General features: G+C 73.8%; 11 protein-coding genes and 1 riboswitch. Of the genes, 5 read left to right on the plus strand and 6 right to left on the minus strand.

What is annotated here, in order from left to right:
• The first annotated feature begins 97 nt into the window (after positions 1-97).
• Positions 98-763, plus strand: a complete 666-nt coding sequence (locus tag AB0H12_RS30125) for a hypothetical protein (RefSeq protein ID WP_499627421.1) — start codon at positions 98-100, stop codon at positions 761-763.
• Here AB0H12_RS30125 and AB0H12_RS30130 read toward each other — a convergent pair.
• From AB0H12_RS30130 to AB0H12_RS30150, 5 genes are read right to left on the minus strand one after another with little or no spacing between them, the layout of a single operon-like run.
• Positions 708-1,541 carry an ECF transporter S component gene (locus tag AB0H12_RS30130; RefSeq protein WP_499627423.1) on the minus strand — a complete coding sequence of 278 codons (834 nt, stop codon included), beginning with the start codon at positions 1,539-1,541 and terminating at the stop codon, positions 708-710. The genes AB0H12_RS30125 and AB0H12_RS30130 overlap by 56 nt on opposite strands.
• A complete protein-coding gene (locus AB0H12_RS30135) occupies positions 1,538-3,139 on the minus strand; it encodes an ABC transporter ATP-binding protein (protein ID WP_499627425.1) in 1,602 nt (533 codons plus the stop codon). The genes AB0H12_RS30130 and AB0H12_RS30135 overlap by 4 nt, the downstream gene beginning before the upstream one ends.
• The gene (locus tag AB0H12_RS30140) at positions 3,136-4,212 is read right to left on the minus strand and encodes a CbiQ family ECF transporter T component (RefSeq protein ID WP_499627427.1); all 1,077 of its coding nucleotides are present in this window, start codon (positions 4,210-4,212) and stop codon (positions 3,136-3,138) included. The genes AB0H12_RS30135 and AB0H12_RS30140 overlap by 4 nt, the downstream gene beginning before the upstream one ends.
• On the minus strand, positions 4,209-5,030 hold the full coding sequence (locus AB0H12_RS30145; RefSeq protein ID WP_499627429.1) for a hypothetical protein: 822 nt from the start codon (positions 5,028-5,030) through the stop codon (positions 4,209-4,211). The genes AB0H12_RS30140 and AB0H12_RS30145 overlap by 4 nt, the downstream gene beginning before the upstream one ends.
• Before the next feature lie 40 nt (positions 5,031-5,070).
• Positions 5,071-6,372 (minus strand): peptidase, encoded by a 1,302-nt coding sequence (locus AB0H12_RS30150; protein WP_499627432.1) that lies wholly within the window; start codon positions 6,370-6,372, stop codon positions 5,071-5,073.
• A 91-nt stretch (positions 6,373-6,463) separates the two neighbouring features.
• A riboswitch (cobalamin riboswitch) is annotated at positions 6,464-6,577 on the minus strand.
• A 103-nt stretch (positions 6,578-6,680) separates the two neighbouring features.
• On the opposite strand from AB0H12_RS30150, the gene AB0H12_RS30155 reads away from it, so the two are divergent.
• From AB0H12_RS30155 to AB0H12_RS30165, 3 genes are all read left to right on the plus strand, one after another.
• Positions 6,681-7,937, plus strand: coding sequence for a cytochrome P450 (locus tag AB0H12_RS30155; RefSeq protein WP_499627434.1), 1,257 nt, complete (start codon positions 6,681-6,683; stop codon positions 7,935-7,937).
• 253 nt (positions 7,938-8,190) lie between these two features.
• On the plus strand, positions 8,191-9,138 hold the full coding sequence (locus AB0H12_RS30160; RefSeq protein WP_499627436.1) for a DMT family transporter: 948 nt from the start codon (positions 8,191-8,193) through the stop codon (positions 9,136-9,138).
• A 114-nt stretch (positions 9,139-9,252) separates the two neighbouring features.
• Positions 9,253-10,434 (plus strand): S8 family peptidase, encoded by a 1,182-nt coding sequence (locus tag AB0H12_RS30165; RefSeq protein WP_499627438.1) that lies wholly within the window; start codon positions 9,253-9,255, stop codon positions 10,432-10,434.
• Between the two features lie 53 nt (positions 10,435-10,487).
• On the opposite strand, the gene AB0H12_RS30170 is transcribed toward AB0H12_RS30165, so the two are convergent.
• A complete protein-coding gene (locus AB0H12_RS30170; RefSeq protein WP_499627439.1) occupies positions 10,488-16,586 on the minus strand; it encodes an SDR family NAD(P)-dependent oxidoreductase in 6,099 nt (2,032 codons plus the stop codon).
• Positions 16,587-16,878: 292 nt separating this feature from the next.
• Between AB0H12_RS30170 and AB0H12_RS30175 the strand changes: the two genes are divergently transcribed.
• Positions 16,879-18,534, plus strand: a complete 1,656-nt coding sequence (locus AB0H12_RS30175) for a fatty acyl-AMP ligase (RefSeq protein WP_499627441.1) — start codon at positions 16,879-16,881, stop codon at positions 18,532-18,534.
• Positions 18,535-18,573: the final 39 nt, after the last annotated feature.

Below are 18,573 nucleotides of genomic sequence, written 5' to 3' on the forward strand. Positions count from 1 at the left end.
CGACCGTCTGGTTTGCGCTCTTCGAGCGGTTCTCCGCGAAATTCGGGTCTCGTGGCCCTCGGCGTTGCTAAACCTTCCTCAGGGGGAGGAGGTCACGGTGCCAAAGGGTTTCTACACCGACGACCGCGGCCGGGTCCGGCCGGTCGCCGGCGGGGGCGGGCGGAGCAGGTCGGTGCTGCTGGCCGGCTTGATAGCGCTCAGCGCGGTCGGGTACGGGGGAGCGGTCGGCCTCAGCGCGGGCGGCTCCGGTGGCGGCGGCGGTCCGGGACTGGGCGTCGAGGCGCGCAAGGCCGAGAGCGGTGACCTCGCCCGGCGCGGTGACGCCGACGGCGCGTGGCGCCGGATGGGGCTGCGTGGGCTCAAGCGGACGGAGAAGCAGCAGGCCGCGTGCGTGGACGCGGCGTTCGGCGCGGTGCGGGAGTTCCTCCGCGAGACCGGGTGCACGTCGATGGACCGGGTGCTGTTCACCGTGGGGGACGACGCGGGCAACTCGGCGGTGATCGCGGTGGCCTGGGTCGTGTTCGCCTCGCGCGGCGACGCCCAGGAGTTCCAGGCCATCATGGACGCGCCCGGGACCGGTGACGTGAAGGCGCTGGGCGCGGCCCAGGTCGGTCTCGTGGACGTGGCGTTCACCGGCGCCAACTACGGCTCGGGTCGGGACCGGTCCACGGTCACCGTCGCCGAGGCCGAGATCGCGACCGGCTACGTCACGCCGGAGGTGTTGGACGCGTTGGCGGAGGTGGCGGCGCAGCTGCCCCGGTGAACACGGGATCGCCGAACGACGCCCGGCGAGCGGCCCGGCGCAACGTGCGCAGCAGCACCGGGCCGGTCACGAGCACCAGGATCGTGGTGGTGACCGCGCGGCCGACGTCCCAGCCGAAGGACGTGGCCAGGCTGAACGCCACCACGCGCACCAGGTTGTCCAGGACCGGCGCGCCCGGCTGGAAGGACAGCGAGGTGCTGCCCGCGCTCAACGCGAACGGCCAGAACGACAGGTTCAGCAGCAGCCCGTAGACCAGGGACGCGATGGCGCTGTACGCGGCGAGCAGCGCCAGTTCGGCCTTGCCGCGCGCCGACGGCAGCAGACCCGCGCCCAACGCCACCCAGGCCGCGCCGAGCATCTGGTACGGCAACCACGGCCCCACACCGCCCGTGAGCAGCGCCGACGCGAACAGCATGGTGTTGCCCAGCACGAACCCGAACCCGGGCCCGAACACCCGGCCGCCGAGGACGAGCAGGAAGAACACGGTCTCGATCCCCGCCGTGCCCGCGCCGAGAGGACGGATCGCCGCGCCCAACGCGGACAGCACGCCCAGCATCGCCACGGCTTTCGCGTCCAGCCCGCCTTCGCTGATCTCGGCCAGCACGACGGCGAGCACGAGCGGCAGGAGGAGGGCGAACGTCCACGGCGCGGTCGCGCCCTGCGCGATGACGGCGTCCGCGGAGACCAGCAACGGCCACCCGAAGGCGACCACGCTGATCGCCGCCGCCACGGCCAGGGCCAGGGTGGCGCGGGGACGGATCCGGACCGGCGGGTTCACCGGGCCGCCAAAGCCGCGCGGACGTCCGCCACCGTCAGCCACGGCGCCGGCGCGAGCACCTTCGCCACCTGCGGCGAGAAGACCGGGGACGCGGTGACCACCTCGGCGGTCGGTCCGTCGGCCACCACCTCGCCCTCGGCCAGCACCACGACCCGGCTCGCGTACTCCGCCACGAACTCCACGTCGTGCGTCGCCAGCACGATCGCGTGCCCGTCGTCGGCGAGGTCGCGCAACGCCGCCGCGAGCCGCGTCTTGGCCGGGTAGTCCAAGCCCCGCGTCGGCTCGTCCAGCAGGAGCGCCCGCGGCGACGGGGTGAGCGCCACGGCCAGCACCAGCGCGAGCCGTTGCCCCTCCGACAGGTCACGCGGGTGCCGGTCGTCCGGGATGCCCGGCGCGAGTCGGTCCAGGAAGTCGCGGCACGTGCCCTCGACCTTGCCCGACTCGCGGTCCGCCTGCGCGCACTCGCCGCCGACGGTGTGCAGGTACAGCAGGTCACCGGGCTGCTGCGGCACCAGACCGATGGCCTTGCGCCGCGGGCCGGGCTTGAGCGTCGCCGGGTCGACGCCGTCCACCGCGACCTCGCCGCCGGACCGCTTGCCCGTGCCCTGCACCGCCCACAGCAGGCTCGACTTCCCCGACCCGTTGCGACCCATCACGGCCACCCGCTCACCCGCGCCGACGCTCAACGACACACCACGCAGGGCGTCCACAGTGGAGTAACGCACTCGCAGGTCACGCGCGTGCACCAGCTCCGCCGGCCGGGGCGGCGTCGCCACCGGCGGCTCGGGCAGGCGCTCCCGCAGCGGAGCGGCCAACCGCCGCGCGTCGCGGATCGACACCGGCACCGGCTCCCACCCGGCCAGCTGGCCCAACCGCACCACGGGCGGCGCGACCGGGGCGTCCGCCAACACCGGGCCGGGCTCGCCCGCGACCGGCGGCAGACCACCGCCGGGCAGCCACACCACGCGGTCGGCGTACTGCGCGACCCGTTCCAGCCGGTGCTCGGCGATCAGCACGGTCATGCCCAGGTCGTGCACCAGCCGGTGCAGCGCGGCCAGCACGTCCTCCGCCGCACCGGGGTCCAGCGCCGAGGTCGGCTCGTCCAGCACCAGCACGCGCGGGTGGGCGGTCAGGGCCGCGCCGACGGCCACGCGTTGCTGCTGCCCGCCCGACAACGTCGCCAGCGGCCGGCGCCGCAGGTCCGCGAGGCCGAGCAGGTCCAACGTCTCCTCGACCCGCTTGCGCATCACCGGCTGCGCCAGCGCCAGCGACTCCATCGAGTACGCCAGCTCCTCCTCGACCGAATCGGTGACGAACCCGGCCTGCGGGTCCTGCGCCACCATGCCCACCACGTCGGCCAGTTCGCGCGGCGGGTGAGTGCGGGTGTCGCGTCCGGCCACGAGCACCCGGCCGGTGAGCGTGCCGCCGGTGAAGTGCGGAACCAGGCCGTTGACCGCGCGCAGCAGGGTCGACTTGCCCGACCCCGTCCGCCCGACCACCAGGCACAACTCGCCTTCCGGCACGTGCAGGTCCACCGCGGCCAACGCGGGCGCGTCGGCGTCGCGGTAGGTGACGGAGACGTTCTCGAACCGGATCACGTGTTCACCCTGTTCCTCGCGCCGGCGTTCCCGGCGGTGACGACGGGCGCGAGCGCGCACAGCAGACCGACCGCGGGCAGCAGCGGCAGTTCGGGCACGGTCAGCGGCACCGTGCTCGGCGTCAACGCGCCGCCGCCCAGACCCTCCGGCGCGAGGAACGTCGCGAGCGCAGCGACCAGCCCGGACCCGATGATCACCAGCTCGCGCGGACCCCACCGGTCGGGCCGGTACCGGCTGCGCCGCACCCGCCGCGACCCCGTCCACAAGCCCGTGACGGCCAGCGCCGAGCCCACCACCAGCATCGGCGTGCCGACCACGCCCGGCGCGCTGCCGCCGAGCAGCCCGTACGCGCCGACGCACAGCCCCAGCAACCCGCCGAGCACCAGCGCACCGGTCACGACCCGGGTCCGCTTCGGCAGTCCCGCCGTCCGGCCGTACCCGCGCGAGTCCATCGCCGCGGCCAGCACCAGCGACCGCTCGAACGCGTCCTCCAACACCGGCACCATCAGCACCCGCATCGCCTTCACGCCGCGGACCGCGTCACCCCGCAACGCCCGCGCCCGCCGCACCGACCGCGCGCTGGCCACCAACTGCGGCGCGACCGTCAGCGCCACCACCACCGCCACGCTCACCTCGTACAACGCGGCCGGCAACGACCGCAGCAGCCGCTTGGCGTTGGCCAACGCGTTCGCCGCGCCGACGCAACACAGCAACGTGGCCAGCTGAAGCCCTTGGTACAAGGCGAACGCGAGCCCTTCGGCGCTGACCGGGCCGCCCAGCCGGATGCCCTTCGTCCACTCCGGCAACGGGATCTCCGGCAACGTCACCAGCACCGTGGGTCCGCTCACGCCACCCAACAGCACGTGCAGCACCACCCGGATGGCGAGCACCACCAACGCGAACTTGAGGAACACCCCGTAGGCGCCGGCCCACGGGGTGTCCTCGCGGCAGGACACGGCCACGTACCCCGCGACCGCGATGACCAGTGCCAACAACACCGGGTTGGTGGCACGGCCGGCCACGGCGGCGAGGCACAACGCCCACAGCCACCACGCGCCGGGGTGCAGGCTCACTCCGTAGCCTTGGCGCGCCGGCGCGCGGTCCACAGACCCAGACCGGCCAACGCGGCGATCACCACGATCCCGGCGATCAGGCCGACCGTGCCGCCGGACGACGTGCCCGCCGTCGGCTCCACGGCCACCGACGTCGAGCCCGTCGGCGCGGCGGAACCCGACGTCGTGCTGCCGGACGTCGCCGCCGCCGACGAGGGCGGTGCGGTCGTCGTCCCGGCGGTGGTCGACGCGGACGTCTCGGACTGCCGGGTGGTCTGCTGCGTCGGCTGACCCGGTTGTGGCGGCGCGGGCGGCGCCGGTTGTCCGGGCTGGACGGGTTGCGTGGGCTGACCGGGCGCCGGCTGTTGCGGCGCGGGCTGGGTGGGTTTCGGCGCGGGCGCGGGCGGCGCGATGCCCGGTGGCTCACCCGCGCCGAACGACCAGCCCTCGACGCTTCCCGGAGCGGGGTCGTACGCGCCCGCGCTGGTGTTGCCGTAGACCCACGAACCGCCGGGTCGGCCGTGCCAGTAGCCCCAGTACGCGGTGGTCGGGGACGTGTTCACGCACGGGTCGTTGCTCGGCTTGCCGTTGATCCGGCACACGAAACCGGGCTGCCGGGACGCGAACGTGTAGCCGAACCCGGCGGCGGTCAGCGCGGCCGTCCCCGTGGCGGGATCCCCCGGAGCGCACCCCGTCTGCACGCCGCCGCCCAAGGAGCGGAAGTCCACGACCACCGTGACCCCCGAGCAGTCGGCCGCCTGCGCGGTCGGCGGGGCGGACGCCAAGGCGAGCCCGACGGCGGCCAGCGCCGTCAGGCCACGCCGCGACCGGCCGGTCATCGTGCCACGACCGCGGCCGGCGTGCCGCGATCACGTGCCGTCACTTCCGTGCCTCCGCGTACCGCCGGCGCGCCAGGACGACCGCGAGCACGCCGCCCACCAGCAGCAGCGCGCCGATCCACAGCATCGGACCGACGTCCGCGCCCGTGCGGGCGAGGTTGCCGCCGTTGCCCGCCACGGCCACCACGCCGGTCGTCGTCGTGCTGGTGGCGGTGTCCGAGGTGGTGGTTGCGCCCGTGGTCGTCGTCGTGGTGTCGGAAGTGGACGTGGAGGTCGACGTAGTAGGCGTCGTGGTGGTCACCGGGCAGTCGAGCACCGGCGCGGACGGCGTGCCGCCCTCCGCCGTCAGGTCCGCGAAGTTCACGCCCACCAGGCCGAGGACGCCCTGTGCGCTCGCGCGCAACGACGTGGCCTGCGTGAACCCGGTCTTGTCGAACGCGATCGCGCCCCGGCCCGCCTCGGCGGCCGCGCAGCCGACCTGCAACGACGTCAGGAACCTGGCCGCCAGGTCCGCGGCGGCCGTCCGACCGCCCGCGCGCAACGCCTGCGCGGCGAGCCCGGTGCTGTTGGCGTTGCCCTCGCCGGCCTGGCCCTCGTCGCGGAACCCGCCGCCGGGCTGCTGCACACCGGTCAGCCAGTCGAGCGCCTTGCCCGCCTCTGCGGTCTTGTCGACCGCCAGCAGCGCCTGCACGACCATCGCGGTGGCGTCCACGTGCGACTCGCAGTCCTCGGCCTCCAGGACCAGCGGGAACCCGCCGTCCGGGCACTGCGTGCCGACGAGGTAGTCGACGGCGGCGTGCGGCGCGCCGTCCCACCGGTCCAGCGCGAGCACCGCGAACGCCTGGGTGAAACCGTTGGAGTAGTCGCCCCACTGCGACTTGTCCTGGAACCGCCCGGACGGCGCCTGGAGCGCGGTGAGGCCGGCGATCAGGTCCTCGCCGCCGAACGCCGTCGGGTCCTGGCCTCGCACCTGGGCCGCCAACGCCAGCTTGGCGTGCGCGCCCGCGTACGACTCGGCCGGGTCGCCGGCGTGCAGGTAGTTGGCGATGATCGCGGGCTCGGCGAGCCAGGCGGCGGCCTTGTCCGAGCTGGCGGACGCGACGCCGGCCGCGGTGAACGCGAACACCGCGTCCAGCGTCAGGCCCTGGTCGGGGTAGGCGATGCCGTCGAAGACGTTCTCGAAGTGGTCGCCGTCGACGAGCTGCCGGGCGAGCCAGCCGGCGGCGGCGTCGCTCACGTCCGTCGTGGGCGCCACGCGCTCCTCGCTCCGGGCTGCGGGAGCCGACGCGAGGGCGGCGACCGCGGCGGTGAGGATGACGGCGGCGGTCCGTCTCAACGACATGTTCGGCCTTTCCGGGGGCAAGGCGTGGGCGGACCCCGGACAGCCGTGACCGACTTCCCCCGGGCTCCGACCCGTTGACCTCGACGGTGTCAGGAGCGTGGCACGCGCGACGGGCGTTCGGGCTCGTCCCGGGTGGGACCTACCGTTGCGGGTCAGCGCCGGATTTCGACCGGCTTCCCCCGTAATCGCGCGCGATTGCCGATCGTCTGTCACGGACCATGAAGTGTCAATCCGCCTCTAGCGCGATGCTGCTCACCCGTGCGTGCGGCTACCGTCGGGCGATCCAGTCTGGGGAAGAGGGGTGTTCGATGACGACTCTGGCGTCCGTGCGCGACGGTTTGGTGGCGTGGGTCGCACGGCGTTCGGCGACGCGGTGGGTGTTGGGCAAGATCGGATCACGGGCGTTTTCGCTGCTCCCGGACCGTGCGCTGGTTCCGCTGAAGCGCGACGGGGTGGTGCCGGTGCCCGAGTTGGAGCGGATGCGGGAGTCCGGCGCGGTGCACCGGATCCCGGTGCCGTTCGGCTTGCGGGTGTGGCTGGTCACCGGTCAGGACGAAGCGAAGAACGTGCTTTCCGACACAGGGGCGTTCAGCAACGACTACGCGCGGCTCGGCGCGGCGGTCGGTCGGCTGGAGCAGTCGCCCGGTGGCCTCGGCTTCGCCGACCCGCCCGACCACACCCGGCTGCGCAAGCTGCTCACGCCGGAGTTCACCATGCGGAGGCTGTCCCGGCTCGTGCCGCGCATCGACGCGATCGTCACCGAGCGGCTGGACGCCATGGAAGCCGCCGACGGGCCGGTGGACCTGGTGCAGGAGTTCGCCCTGCCGATTCCGTCGTTGACGATCTGCGAGCTGCTCGGCGTGCCCTATGAGGACCGTGACCGGTTCCAGGAGCTCGCGGCGGCGCGGTTCGACCTGTTCGGCGGCGCGGGGCAGGCGTTGGGCGCGATCTCCGAGTCGCTGTCGTACATGGAGGAGATCGTGCGTCGCGAGCGCCGGTCTCCGGGGGACGGCCTGATCGGCTCGATCATCCGGCAGCACGGCGACGACGTGAGCGACGTCGAGCTGGCGGGCTTGGCCGACGGGGTGCTGACCGGCGGGTTCGACACCACGGCGTCGATGCTCGCGTTGGGTGCGATCGTGCTGCTGAAGGACGACGCCGCGCGTGCGGCGATGCGTGACGACGACGCGGCCGCCGCGCCGTTGGTCGAGGAGCTGCTGCGGCACCTGAGCGTGGTGCAGGTGGCGTTCCCGCGGTTCGCGCGGCACGCGTTGCGGGTCGGTGATCAGCAGATCGAGGAAGGCGACGTGGTCGTGGTGTCGCTGTCGGCGGCGAACCGCGAGGAGGCGTCGGAGTTCGACGCGGGCCGTTCGTCGTCGCACCTGGCGTTCGGCTACGGCGCGCACCGGTGCGTCGGCGCGGAGTTGGCGCGGTTGGAGCTGCGGGCCGCCTACCCGGCCCTGCTGCGCCGCTTCCCGAACCTGCGCCTGGCCGCCGAGCGGCCCGCGTTCCGGGCCGCGTCGATCGTGCACGGTGTCGAGTCGCTGCTCGTCCACACCCGCTGACCTGAGCGTTGAATTCGGGGGTCCTGACCGTAGGACACACGCGTTCCGAACGTAGGACACGCGGGCGCTGGACGTTCGACACGCGCGGCGCGAAGGCAGGACTCTCGCGCGTGTCCTACGTTCGGCGCCCACGTGTCGAACGTTCAGGTACCCCGAGTTCTACGTTCAGGTGGAAGCGACGTTGTAGCGCTGCTTAACGTGGCGTCATGATGTTTCACTTTTCTTGAAGGTGGTCGTGGGGGACGGTGGTCCCATGACCGGACGTGGCGTGCTGCGGTTGGGTGTCCTGGCCCTCTTGTGGGGGTCGGGGTTCCTGTGGATCAAGCTGGCCCTGACCGGGTTGTCGCCGGTGCAGATCACGGTGATCCGGTGCGCGCTCGGCGCGGCCGTGCTGGTGGTCATGGCGGGGGTCGGGCGGCAGAGGTTCCCGGCGAGGTTGTGGGGCCACCTGGTGGTCGCGGCGTTCTTCTGCAACGCCTTGCCGTTCCTGCTCTTCGCGATCGGCGAGCAGACCGTCGACTCCGGCGTGGCGGGCGTCCTCAACGCGACCACCCCGCTGTTCTCGCTCCTCATCGGACTGGTGATCGGCACGGACCGCGGCACCACGCCGGTCCGGGTGGCCGGCCTCGTCCTCGGCTTCGCCGGCGTCCTGCTGATCTTCGCCCCCTGGCAGCAGCACGGCCTGGCCGGCGTCGGCGCTCTCGTCCTCCTCGGCGCTGCGGCCAGCTACGCGGTCGCGTTCGCCTACATGGGACGCAAGCTGGTCGGCGAGGGCGGACCGATCGCGGTGTCCGCCGCCCAGCTCACCGCCGCCACCGGCCTGGCCGCCGTCATGCTCCCGTTCGACCGCACCCCGGCCACGCCCAACGCCACCGCGATCGTCGCCGTGGTGGTGCTCGGCGTCTTCGGCACCGGCATCACGTTCGTCCTCAACTACCGGATCATCGAGGACGAAGGCCCGACCAGCGCCGCCACGGTCGGCTACCTGCTGCCCGTCGTGTCCGTCGCGCTGGGCGCGATCGTGCTGGACGAGCCGCTGACGGCGCGGATCGTGGCCGGGATGGCCGTGGTCCTGGTCGGTGTCGCGCTGACCCGGTTGGCCCCGGCCAAGCGGCCGGGAGAGCGAACCGGGCATTACCAGTTGTCGGTTATGTCCACCGAGCGTGACGGCGGCGGCGGCCGTTCGGCCGACCACGGTTGACCATGGCATAACCGCTGGTCAGGCTGCTGGTCTGAACCTCGGTCGAGTGACCGTTCGCCCCGTCAACCCTGCGTCGGGGCGCACTCGCCCGGGTTCACCCGAAGGAGCCAACCCGTGCGTCCTTTCCGTCGAACGCTCACCGTTCTGGCCGTCGCGACCACCGCCGTCGGCCTCACCGCCACCACCGCCTCGGCCGAACCCCTGCACGAGGCCGACATCATCACCGCGACGGCGTCCGCGACCGTCCACCCGATCAAGGACTCCTACATCGTCACGCTCGGCGCGACGGCCCGCGGCGGCGCGAGCGTGGCCGCCACGGCGGGCGTCACGCCGACCCACGTCTGGGACGCGGCGTTCCACGGCTTCGCCGCCAAGCTCACCCCGGCGCAGCTGCGCAAGCTCAGCCGCGACCCCGCGGTCACCACGATCGAGCAGGACGTGCTGGTCACCGACGCGCTCGACGCCACCCAGGCCAACCCGCCGTCGTGGGGCATCGACCGGGTCGACCAGCGCAACCTGCCGCTGTCGGCGAGCTACACGTACACCTACACCGGCGCGGGCGTGCACGCCTACATCATCGACACCGGCATCACGCCGGGCCACGCGGACTACGGCGGCCGGGCCACGTTCGACTACAACGGCATCGACAGCAACAACACCGACTGCCACGGCCACGGCACGCACGTCGCCGGCACCATCGGCTCCAACACCTACGGCATCGCCAAGGGCGTGCGGCTGCACGGCGTGAAGATGATGAACTGCTCCGGCGGCGCGACCACCACCTCGGCGCTCAACGCGATCAACTGGGTCACCGCCAACCACACCAAGCCGGCCGTGGCCAACACGTCGTGGAACTTCACCGCGTCGGCCAGCCTGGAGACCGCGATCCGCAACATGATCGCCGCGGGCGTCTTCCTGGCCACCTCGGCGGGCAACACCGGCGGCAACTCGTGCGACCGCCTGCCGCGCAAGGTGGAGACGGCCAGCGTGGTGGCGTCCTCGACGAACACCGACGCCCGGTCGTCGTTCTCCAGCACCGGCGCGTGCGTCGACCTCTACGCGGCGGGCAGCTCGATCGTCTCGACCGTCCGCACCGGCGGCTCGGGCACCATGAGCGGCACGTCGATGGCGACGCCGCACGTGGCGGGCGTGGCCGCGCTCTACAAGCAGCGGTTCGGCGACCAGTCCTCGGCCACCGTGCACAACTGGCTGAACTCCAGCGCCACGCCGAGCGTCGTCAGCGGCGGCGGCACCGGCGGCACGGTCAACCGCCTGCTGTTCACCAACGGCCTGTGACCGGTCCCCGGCGCGCGGGGGTTTCGCGCCCTCGCCCCGCGCGCCGGGGAACCCTACGCGTCCAACACCGCCGAGAGGTGCCGCGCGACGACCGACACGTGCGGCAGGTCCACCATCGAGAGGTGGTCGCCGGGCACCGGCACGACCTCCAGCGCGCCGCACGCGTCGGCCCACCCGAGGTCGTCGTCGTCCTGCCGGCGCAGGTAGCGCGGGTCGAGCACGGTGGTCAACGTCTCCCGGTCGGTCGCCCGGTAGAACACGACCCGGCCAGGGTAGTGCCGCGGCGTGAACCGCTCGGCCGCCCGCGCGTCCAGGTAGGACGTGCGCTGGTGGCGCAACGCGCCGGGGCTGATGCCCAGGCCGGCGACCGCTGCCAGCACCGCGTCGATCTGCCCCACCTCGTCCAACGCGGACAACGACTCCCAGGGCAGCTCGACCGACGCGCCGTAGACCTCCTCGACGTGCCGGACGTACCGGGCGAACCGGTGGCGCACCAGGTCGGCGGGCGAGACGTCGGGCGCGGGCAGCGGCCGGACCGCGTCCATCATCACGACCAGCTCGACCTCGGCGCCATCGTCCAGCAGCAGGCACGCCACCTCGTGCGCCAGGCACCCGCCGAACGACCAGCCGCCCAGCACGTACGGCCCGGACGGCTGCACCGACCGCACCAGCTCCACGTACCGCGCCGCCTTGGCCGGGATGTCCGGCGCCTCGTCGATCCGCTCGTACCCGTAGCACGGCCGGTCCTCCAGCAACCCCACCAACGGCTCGTACACGCTGGTCGGGCCGCCCGCCGGGTGGAACAGGTGCAACGGCCGCCGCGACCCGCCCGCGCGCAACACCCGCACCGGACCGCCCGCGTCCTCGAACGCCGAACGCAGCCGTTCGGCCATCGCCTCCACGGTGGGTGAGGCGAACAGGGAGTCGTCGGCGGCGACCCGGCGGCGGACCAGCGCCAGCAGTCGTTGCCGCGAGCCGCCGAGGGCGGAGAAGTCGTCGTGGACGCCGAAGTCCCGCCGTCCCAGCACCTCTGCCCACAGCCCGAACAGCCACCGCTCGGTCGGGTCACGCGGCTCGACCCGGGGCGAGGCCTCACGTTCGACCCCCGAGAGGTGACGTTCGACGTCCCGCAGGCTCGCCCCGCGCAGCAGCAACGGCACCGGCAGCTCCACCCCCAGGTCGTGCTCGACCGCGTTGCGCAACCGCATCGCCATCAACGAGTCCAACCCGAGCGACGTCAACGGCGATGAGGGATCCGGCGCACCACCCATCACCCGCGCCACGATCGCGCCCAGCCGGTCCGCCGCCGGCAGGTCGGGCGGAGGCTGGAGGAACGACTCGAAGAACGGCCGGTGCGCGAGCCCCGGGAACAGCTCCACCACGCGCCGCCGGTCGAACCTCACCACACCGGTCGCCACCCGTCCGGACAGCAGCAACGCCTCCACCGCCTGCACGCCCTCGGCGGGCGAGATCGGCCGCAGCAGCGGGTTGTCGTTGTCCCGGGCCGACCCGACCCGGCCCCACGCGCCGAAGTCGATCGTCGTGGCGGGCAGCCCCGACGCCCGCCGCCACCGGGCGAACCCGTCCAGCCACGCGTTGGCCACCGCGTAGGCGGCCTGACCGGGCGAGCCGAGCAGTGCCGCCGCCGAGGAGAACACCACGAACCAGTCCAGCCGACACCCGGCCGTCGCCTCGTGCAACCGCAGCGCCCCGTCGACCTTGGGCCGCAGCACGCGCCGCACGTCGGCCGGGTCGAGCCGGTCGAACGACGCGTCGGCCAGCACACCGGCCGCGTGCACCACGCCGCACAGCCGCGACCCGCCGTCCACCGCCGCCGTCACCGCCCGCTCGGCCACGCCTGGTTCGGCGACGTCACCGGTCACCACGACGACGTCCGCGCCGAGCGCCCGCAGCTTCGCCACCTCCGCCCGAGCGTCCGGCGACGGCTCACGACGGCCGCACAGCACGATCCGCGCCGCACCCCGCTCGGCCAGCCACCGGGCCATGACCAGCCCCAACGCGCCCAACCCGCCGGTGATCAGGTACGCGCCCGAGTCGACCACCGACCCCGTCGCGGGCACGTCGACCTCCGCGCGCCGCAGCCGTGCCGCGTACCTCGCGCCACCGCGCCAGGCGACCTCGTCGTCGGCCCGGTCGGCGAGGAGTTCGCGCGGCAGCACCGCGACGTCGTCGACGTCCACGATCGTGGCCCTCAGCTGGGGTCGTTCGAACGCCAACACCCGCACCGCACCGCGCAACGCGGCCTGCTCCGGCACGCCCGCCTCACCGTCCAGGACGCACGCCGCGTCCCGCGTGACGATCCACAACCGTCGCGCGTCGTGCGCCAACGCCGACAGCCGCGCCAAGTCCTGTTCGAGGTCACCGCCGGGGACGAACACGATCCCGTCGGCCGCTGCCGAGGGACCGGTCGTCACGTGCTGCCCGGCGTCGATCAGGACGCGGGCCAAGGTCGGGGAGTCGGAGAGCAGCAGCCACGTGCGGGACGCGCCCTCGACGGCGGGCAGGTCGTGCCGTTCCCACCCGGTCTCCAACGCCAGGCCGGACAACGCCACCGACGCCGGCCGCACCCGGACGTCCGCGACCTCCACCAGCAGGGCGCCGGCGTCGTCGTAGAGCCACACCGACCCGGTCAGCTCGCCGCCGCCGCTCTCCCGGACCACGGCCTCGCACCGGTTTGCCCGGCGCGGGTCACCGTGCGGTCGCACGGCGCCGATGCCGACCGGCAGGTACGGCCCACCGGCGGCGACGTCGAGCGCGGCGGCGGCGAGCGCGTGCAGGCACGAGTCGAGCAGCGTCGGCGGCAGCCGCAACCCGCGGTCCGGGCCGTCCGGTCGGTCGACCAGGCAACTCGCCGCACCGGCGCCGGCCAGGGCGGACCGGATGCCCCGGAACGCGGGGCCGTAGTTCATCCCGACCTCGGCCAGCCGCTCGTAAAGGTCGACCGGTTCGAGTCCACTGCGGACCGGTGGTGCGGCGCCACGTTCCTCGCCCGGCACGACGGTGGCGGTGGCGTGCCGAACCCACCCGTCGCCGGTCTTCGCGTGCACCTCGACGCGTCCGGCCCGGAACGTGGTGCTCAGCGTGACCTCGTCGGCCAGGGGCAGCAGCGCCTCGAACGCCACGTCGCGCACCGCGAGCGGCCCCGGCACCACCTGCGCGCCGGCGGCGAGGGCGATCTCCGCGTACGCCGCGCCGGGCAGCACGGCGGTGTCCTGCACCCGGTGGTCGCCCAGCCACGGCAACGCGGCCAGACCCACGTCGGCCTGCCACGCGTGCGTGCCGTCGGGCAGTTCGACGTGGTCGCCGAGCAGCGGGTGCCGGTCCACCGGACGGGTCGGGGGAGCGGTCCAGTGCGGGCGGTGCTCCCAGGGCGCGGTCGGCACGTCGGTGACGCCTCGGGCGGGCACCAGGCCGTGCAGGTGGAGTGACGCGAGGTTGTCGTGGAAGGTCCGCACGTCGTCGGTGTCCCGGCGCAGCGAGCCGACGAGCGCGAGGGACGGCGCGTGCTCGGCGATCGCGGACAGCGCCACGGGATGCGGCGAGACCTCGAGGAACGCGGTGAAGCCGTCCTCGATCGCGGCGGTCACGGCCTGGGTGAACCGCACCGGGTGGCGCATGTGCGCGGCCCAGTAGGCGGCGGTGAACGGCGGGGCGTGCCTCGGATCGGCCAGCACGGTCCCGTACAGCGGCACGTCACCGCGCCGTCCGGCGACCTCGCGCAGGGCCGACGCCAGCTCGTCCAGCACCGGCTCGACGGCGGGGGAGTGGCCGCTGGTGCGCAGCGGCAGCACGCGCGCCGTCCCGCCGTCCGCCTCGACCCGGGCGACCAGGGCGGCGAGCCGGTCCGCCGGGCCGGACACCGTGCAGCGGCGTGGCGCGGCGTGCACCGCGACCGACAGCGCGGGGTCGTCCACCTCGTCGGCGGGCAGGTCGACCGCCGCCATCCCGCCGTCGCCCGCCGCGTCGACCACGTCCAGCAGCCGGGCGCGGGTGGTGATCACGAGGGCGGCGTCGGCGAGGGACAACGCGCCGCTCACCACGGCCGCGGCGACTTCGCCCGCGGACTGCCCGATCACCGCCGACGGCCGCAGCCCGCGTGACTCCCAGAGCCGCGCCAGGGCGACCTGCACGCCGAACAACGCGATCTGGCCGTCCCCCAAGGTGTCCGACGGCGACTCCAGCAGGGACCGCACCGAGTGCGGCGCGATCAGCCGGTCCACTTCGTCCACCGCCGCCGCGAACACCGGCTCCGCGTCGAGCAGCCGACGTCCCATCCCGGCCCAACCCGAGCCGTACCCGGAGAACACCCACACCGCGTCGGTGCGACGTTCGGCCCTGCTCACGGGGCGCTCTCCCGAGGCCAACGCGCGCAACCCGGCCACCACGGCGGCCCGGTCGTGTCCGGCGACCACCGCGGCGTGGGGCTCACGTCCACGACGTCGGGCCAAAGTCGCGCCCACGTCGTGCAGGTCGGCGTGCGTCGTGGCCAGCCACTCGGCCAGCGCCGAGGCGTGCCGCCGCACGCGACCCCCGGACGTGCCCGACACCACCAGGAACGCCGGGCCGTCGGGCCGGTCGGCGTGGTCGGTCGCGGGCGGCTCCTCCAGCACGACGTGCGCGTTCGTGCCGCCGAACCCGAACGACGACACACCCGCCGTGATCCGGCCCGAGTACCGCGGCCACGGCGTCGGCTCGGTCACCACGCGCAAGCCGGTGAAGTCGATGTGCGGGTTGGGCACGCGGAAGCGCAGGCTCGGCGGGATCTCGCCGTGCCGCACCGCCAGCACCGCCTTCACCAGCCCGAGGACACCAGCGGCCGACTCGGCGTGGCCGAAGTTCGACTTCGCCGACCCGAGCAGCAACGGCCCGTCGTCGCGGGCCGCCTCGTCCTGGCCGAGCACCTCGCGCAGCGCGCCCACCTCGATCGGGTCGCCGAGCAGCGTCCCGGTGCCGTGCGCCTCCACGTAGTCCACCCGGGACGGGTCGACGCCCGCGTCCGCGTACACCTGACGCAGCAAGTCGGCCTGCGCCTGTGGGTTCGGCGCCATCAGCCCGTTCGAACGCCCGTCGGAGTTCACGCCGCTGCCCCGGATCACCGCGAGCACCCGGTCGCCGTCACGTCTCGCGTCCGACAGGCGCTTGAGCACGACCGCCGCACAGCCCTCGGCCCGGGCGATGCCGTCGGCGGCGGCGTCGAACGGCTTGCAGCGCCCGTCGGCCGACAGCAGGCCCGCCCGGTGGAACGTGAGCGTGACGGCCGGACCGAGCAGCAGGTTCACCCCGGCGACCACGGCGGCGTCCGCCTCACCCGCGCGCAGGCTCTGGCACGCGTGGTGCACCGCGACCAGCGACGACGAGCACGCCGTGTCCACCGCCAGGCTCGGCCCGCGCAGGTCCAGCAGGTACGACAGCCGGTTGGCGGCGATGCTCAACGCGGCGCCGGTCGCCGTCCACGGCTCCACCCGGCTCAGGTCCGCCGCGCTCGCCGTGCCGTACTCGCCGGTCGAGATGCCGACGAACACGCCGGTCCGGCTGCCGCGCAAGGTGTCCGGCGCGATGCCCGCGTGGTGCAGCGCCTCCCACGACACCTCCAGCACCAGCCGTTGCTGCGGGTCCATCAACGCGGCCTCGTGCGGCGCGATGCCGAAGAACTCGGCGTCGAAACCCTTGATGTCGGACAGGAAGCCGCCGAACCGGGGCGTGCCGTCGGGCAGGCCGGGCCACCGGTCCGGCGGCGCGGGCGTGACCGCGTCACCGCCCGAGCGCAGGAAGTCCCACAGCCGGTCGGGGCCGTCGACGCCGCCGGGCAGTCGGCAGCCGACGCCGACCACCGCGATGCCCTCGTCCACGGGTCGGCCGGGCTCGGCGTCCGGCGTGGGTGCGTGCCCGGCCAGGTGGCGCGCCAGGCGGGCGATGGTGGGGTGCTGGTAGAGCACGGTCGGGGGCAGCGGCACGTCCAGGAACTCGCCCAACGCGCCCGCGAGCACGACGGCGTCACGCGATGACAGGCCGAGCTCGGCCAACGGCTGGTCGACGTCCACCTCGCCCTCCGCGAGGTCGGCGAGTTCCGCGACGCCGCGCACCAACCACGTGCGGAGTTCCGCTTCCGCGGACGTGCCGAAGCCGGTCATGAGTCACCTTTCGTACGATTTCCACAAAAACGCCTCGAAGTATTTTAGGGATGGCGGACGACACGTTCCCGATCCGGGTGTCTGCGGCGTGCGAACGATCGTGGCCTGGTCAACGTGCGTGAACAATAGGCCGATCGGGTCAATGGTCGGTCGCGCGAAGTAGTTGTTGACAGTTCTTCTACTCGTCGGTAGCTTCTGCGCCCGGCGTGCTGTGAAATCACTTCGGCAAAAGTTGTGACGATCGCACAAAACCTATTTCGGAATTTGTCGCCGCGCAGAGGAGAGGGTGTTCATGACGGTCACCGCGACCACCACCGGCACGGTCGTGGACGCCGTGCGGCGTTGGGCCCGAGAGCGGCCCGGCCGCACCGCCTTCACGTTCCTCGACCACGAGGCGGACCCGCGCGGAGTGCCGGTCTCGATCACCTGGGCCGAGCTGGACGCGCGGGCCCGCGGCGTGGCCGCCGAGCTGCGTCGTCGGTGCGCGCCCGGCGACCGCGTGCTGCTGTTGCTGCCCCAAGGGCTGGACTACGTGGTGGCGTTCGTCGCCTGCCTCTACGCCGACGTGCTCGCCGTGCCGTTGTTCCCGATCACCGGCGACGGCCACCGCGAACGCCTCGACGGCATCCTGCGCGACTGCGCGCCGACCGTCGCGCTCACCGACGCGCCGGCCGCGCTCGACCTGGACGTGGTGGTGGTCGGCAGCGTGCCGCCGTCCGCCGAACCACCCGTGCGACGGCTCGGCGGACCCGCCTACCTGCAGTACACGTCCGGCTCCACGCGCACGCCGGCCGGTGTGGTGGTGACCGACCGGAACTTCCAGGTCAACGTGCGCCAGGCGCTCACCGCCTACGGCCTGGCCGACGTGGTGGCGTCGCCGGTGAGCTGGCTGCCGCTGTTCCACGACATGGGGTTGGTGCTCGGCGTCGGCGTGGCGTTGGCGACCGGTGTCGAGGCGGTGCTGATGGACCCGTCGGCGTTCCTCTACCGGCCGTCGCGGTGGCTGCGGGCCATGCACGGGCGGCGCAACGTCCTCAGCGCCGCGCCCAACTTCGCCTACGACCTGTGCGCGCGGCGGGTGTCGGCGGCCGACCGGTCGGGGTTGGACCTGAGCGGCGCGGTGGCGCTGATCAACGGCAGCGAACCGGTGCGCGCGGCGACGTTGGCCCGGTTCCAGGAGGCGTTCGGGCCTTGCGGGCTGCGGCCGGACGCCCAGCGCCCCTCGTACGGCCTGGCCGAGGCGACGGTGTTCGTGACCGCCGCCGCCAGGCCCACGACCACCGGGTTCGACCGCGCCGCGCTCGCCCGAGGACGCGCGGTCCGCCAGGACGACCCGGAGCGGGCGAGCGTGCTGGTCGGCTGCGGCGGCGCGGTCGACCAGCACCTCGCGATCGTGGACCCGGCGACGGGGGAGCGGGTCGACGGCGACCGGGTGGGCGAGATCTGGGTGTGCGGGGAGAACGTCTCGCCGGGCTACTTCTCCGGTGGCGAGGGTTTCGGCGCCCGGCTGCCGGGTTCGCCGCGAGGGCCTTGGCTGCGCACCGGTGACCTGGGGGTCCTGCACGACGGCCAGCTGTACGTGGTCGGCCGGATCAAGGACCTGATCGTCATCGACGGCCGCAACCACTACCCGCAGGACGTGGAGGCGGTGGTGGAGGAGGCCGACGACGTGATCCGGCGTGGTCACGTGGCGGCGTTCGCAGTGCCCTCGGTCGACGGCGAGGCGGTGGTCGTGGTCGCCGAGCGGTCCTCGAAGGTGCCGCGCGTGGCCGTCGACCACGCCCGCGTCCGCGCCCGCGTGCGTGCCGCCGTGTCCCGGCACCACGACGTGCGGGTGCGGGACGTGCTCGTGGTCGAACCCGGCTCGGTGCCCAGGACGTCCAGCGGGAAGCTCTCGCGCGCCGCCTGCCGCGACCGCTACCTCGCCGGCCTGCTGCCCACCTCGTGACCGCTGCGGTCTGGCGCCCACCACGTGATCACAACCCCG

This window comes from Actinosynnema sp. NPDC023794 (genome assembly GCF_040639675.1).
Classification (GTDB): Bacteria; Actinomycetota; Actinomycetes; order Mycobacteriales; family Pseudonocardiaceae; genus Actinosynnema; species Actinosynnema luteola.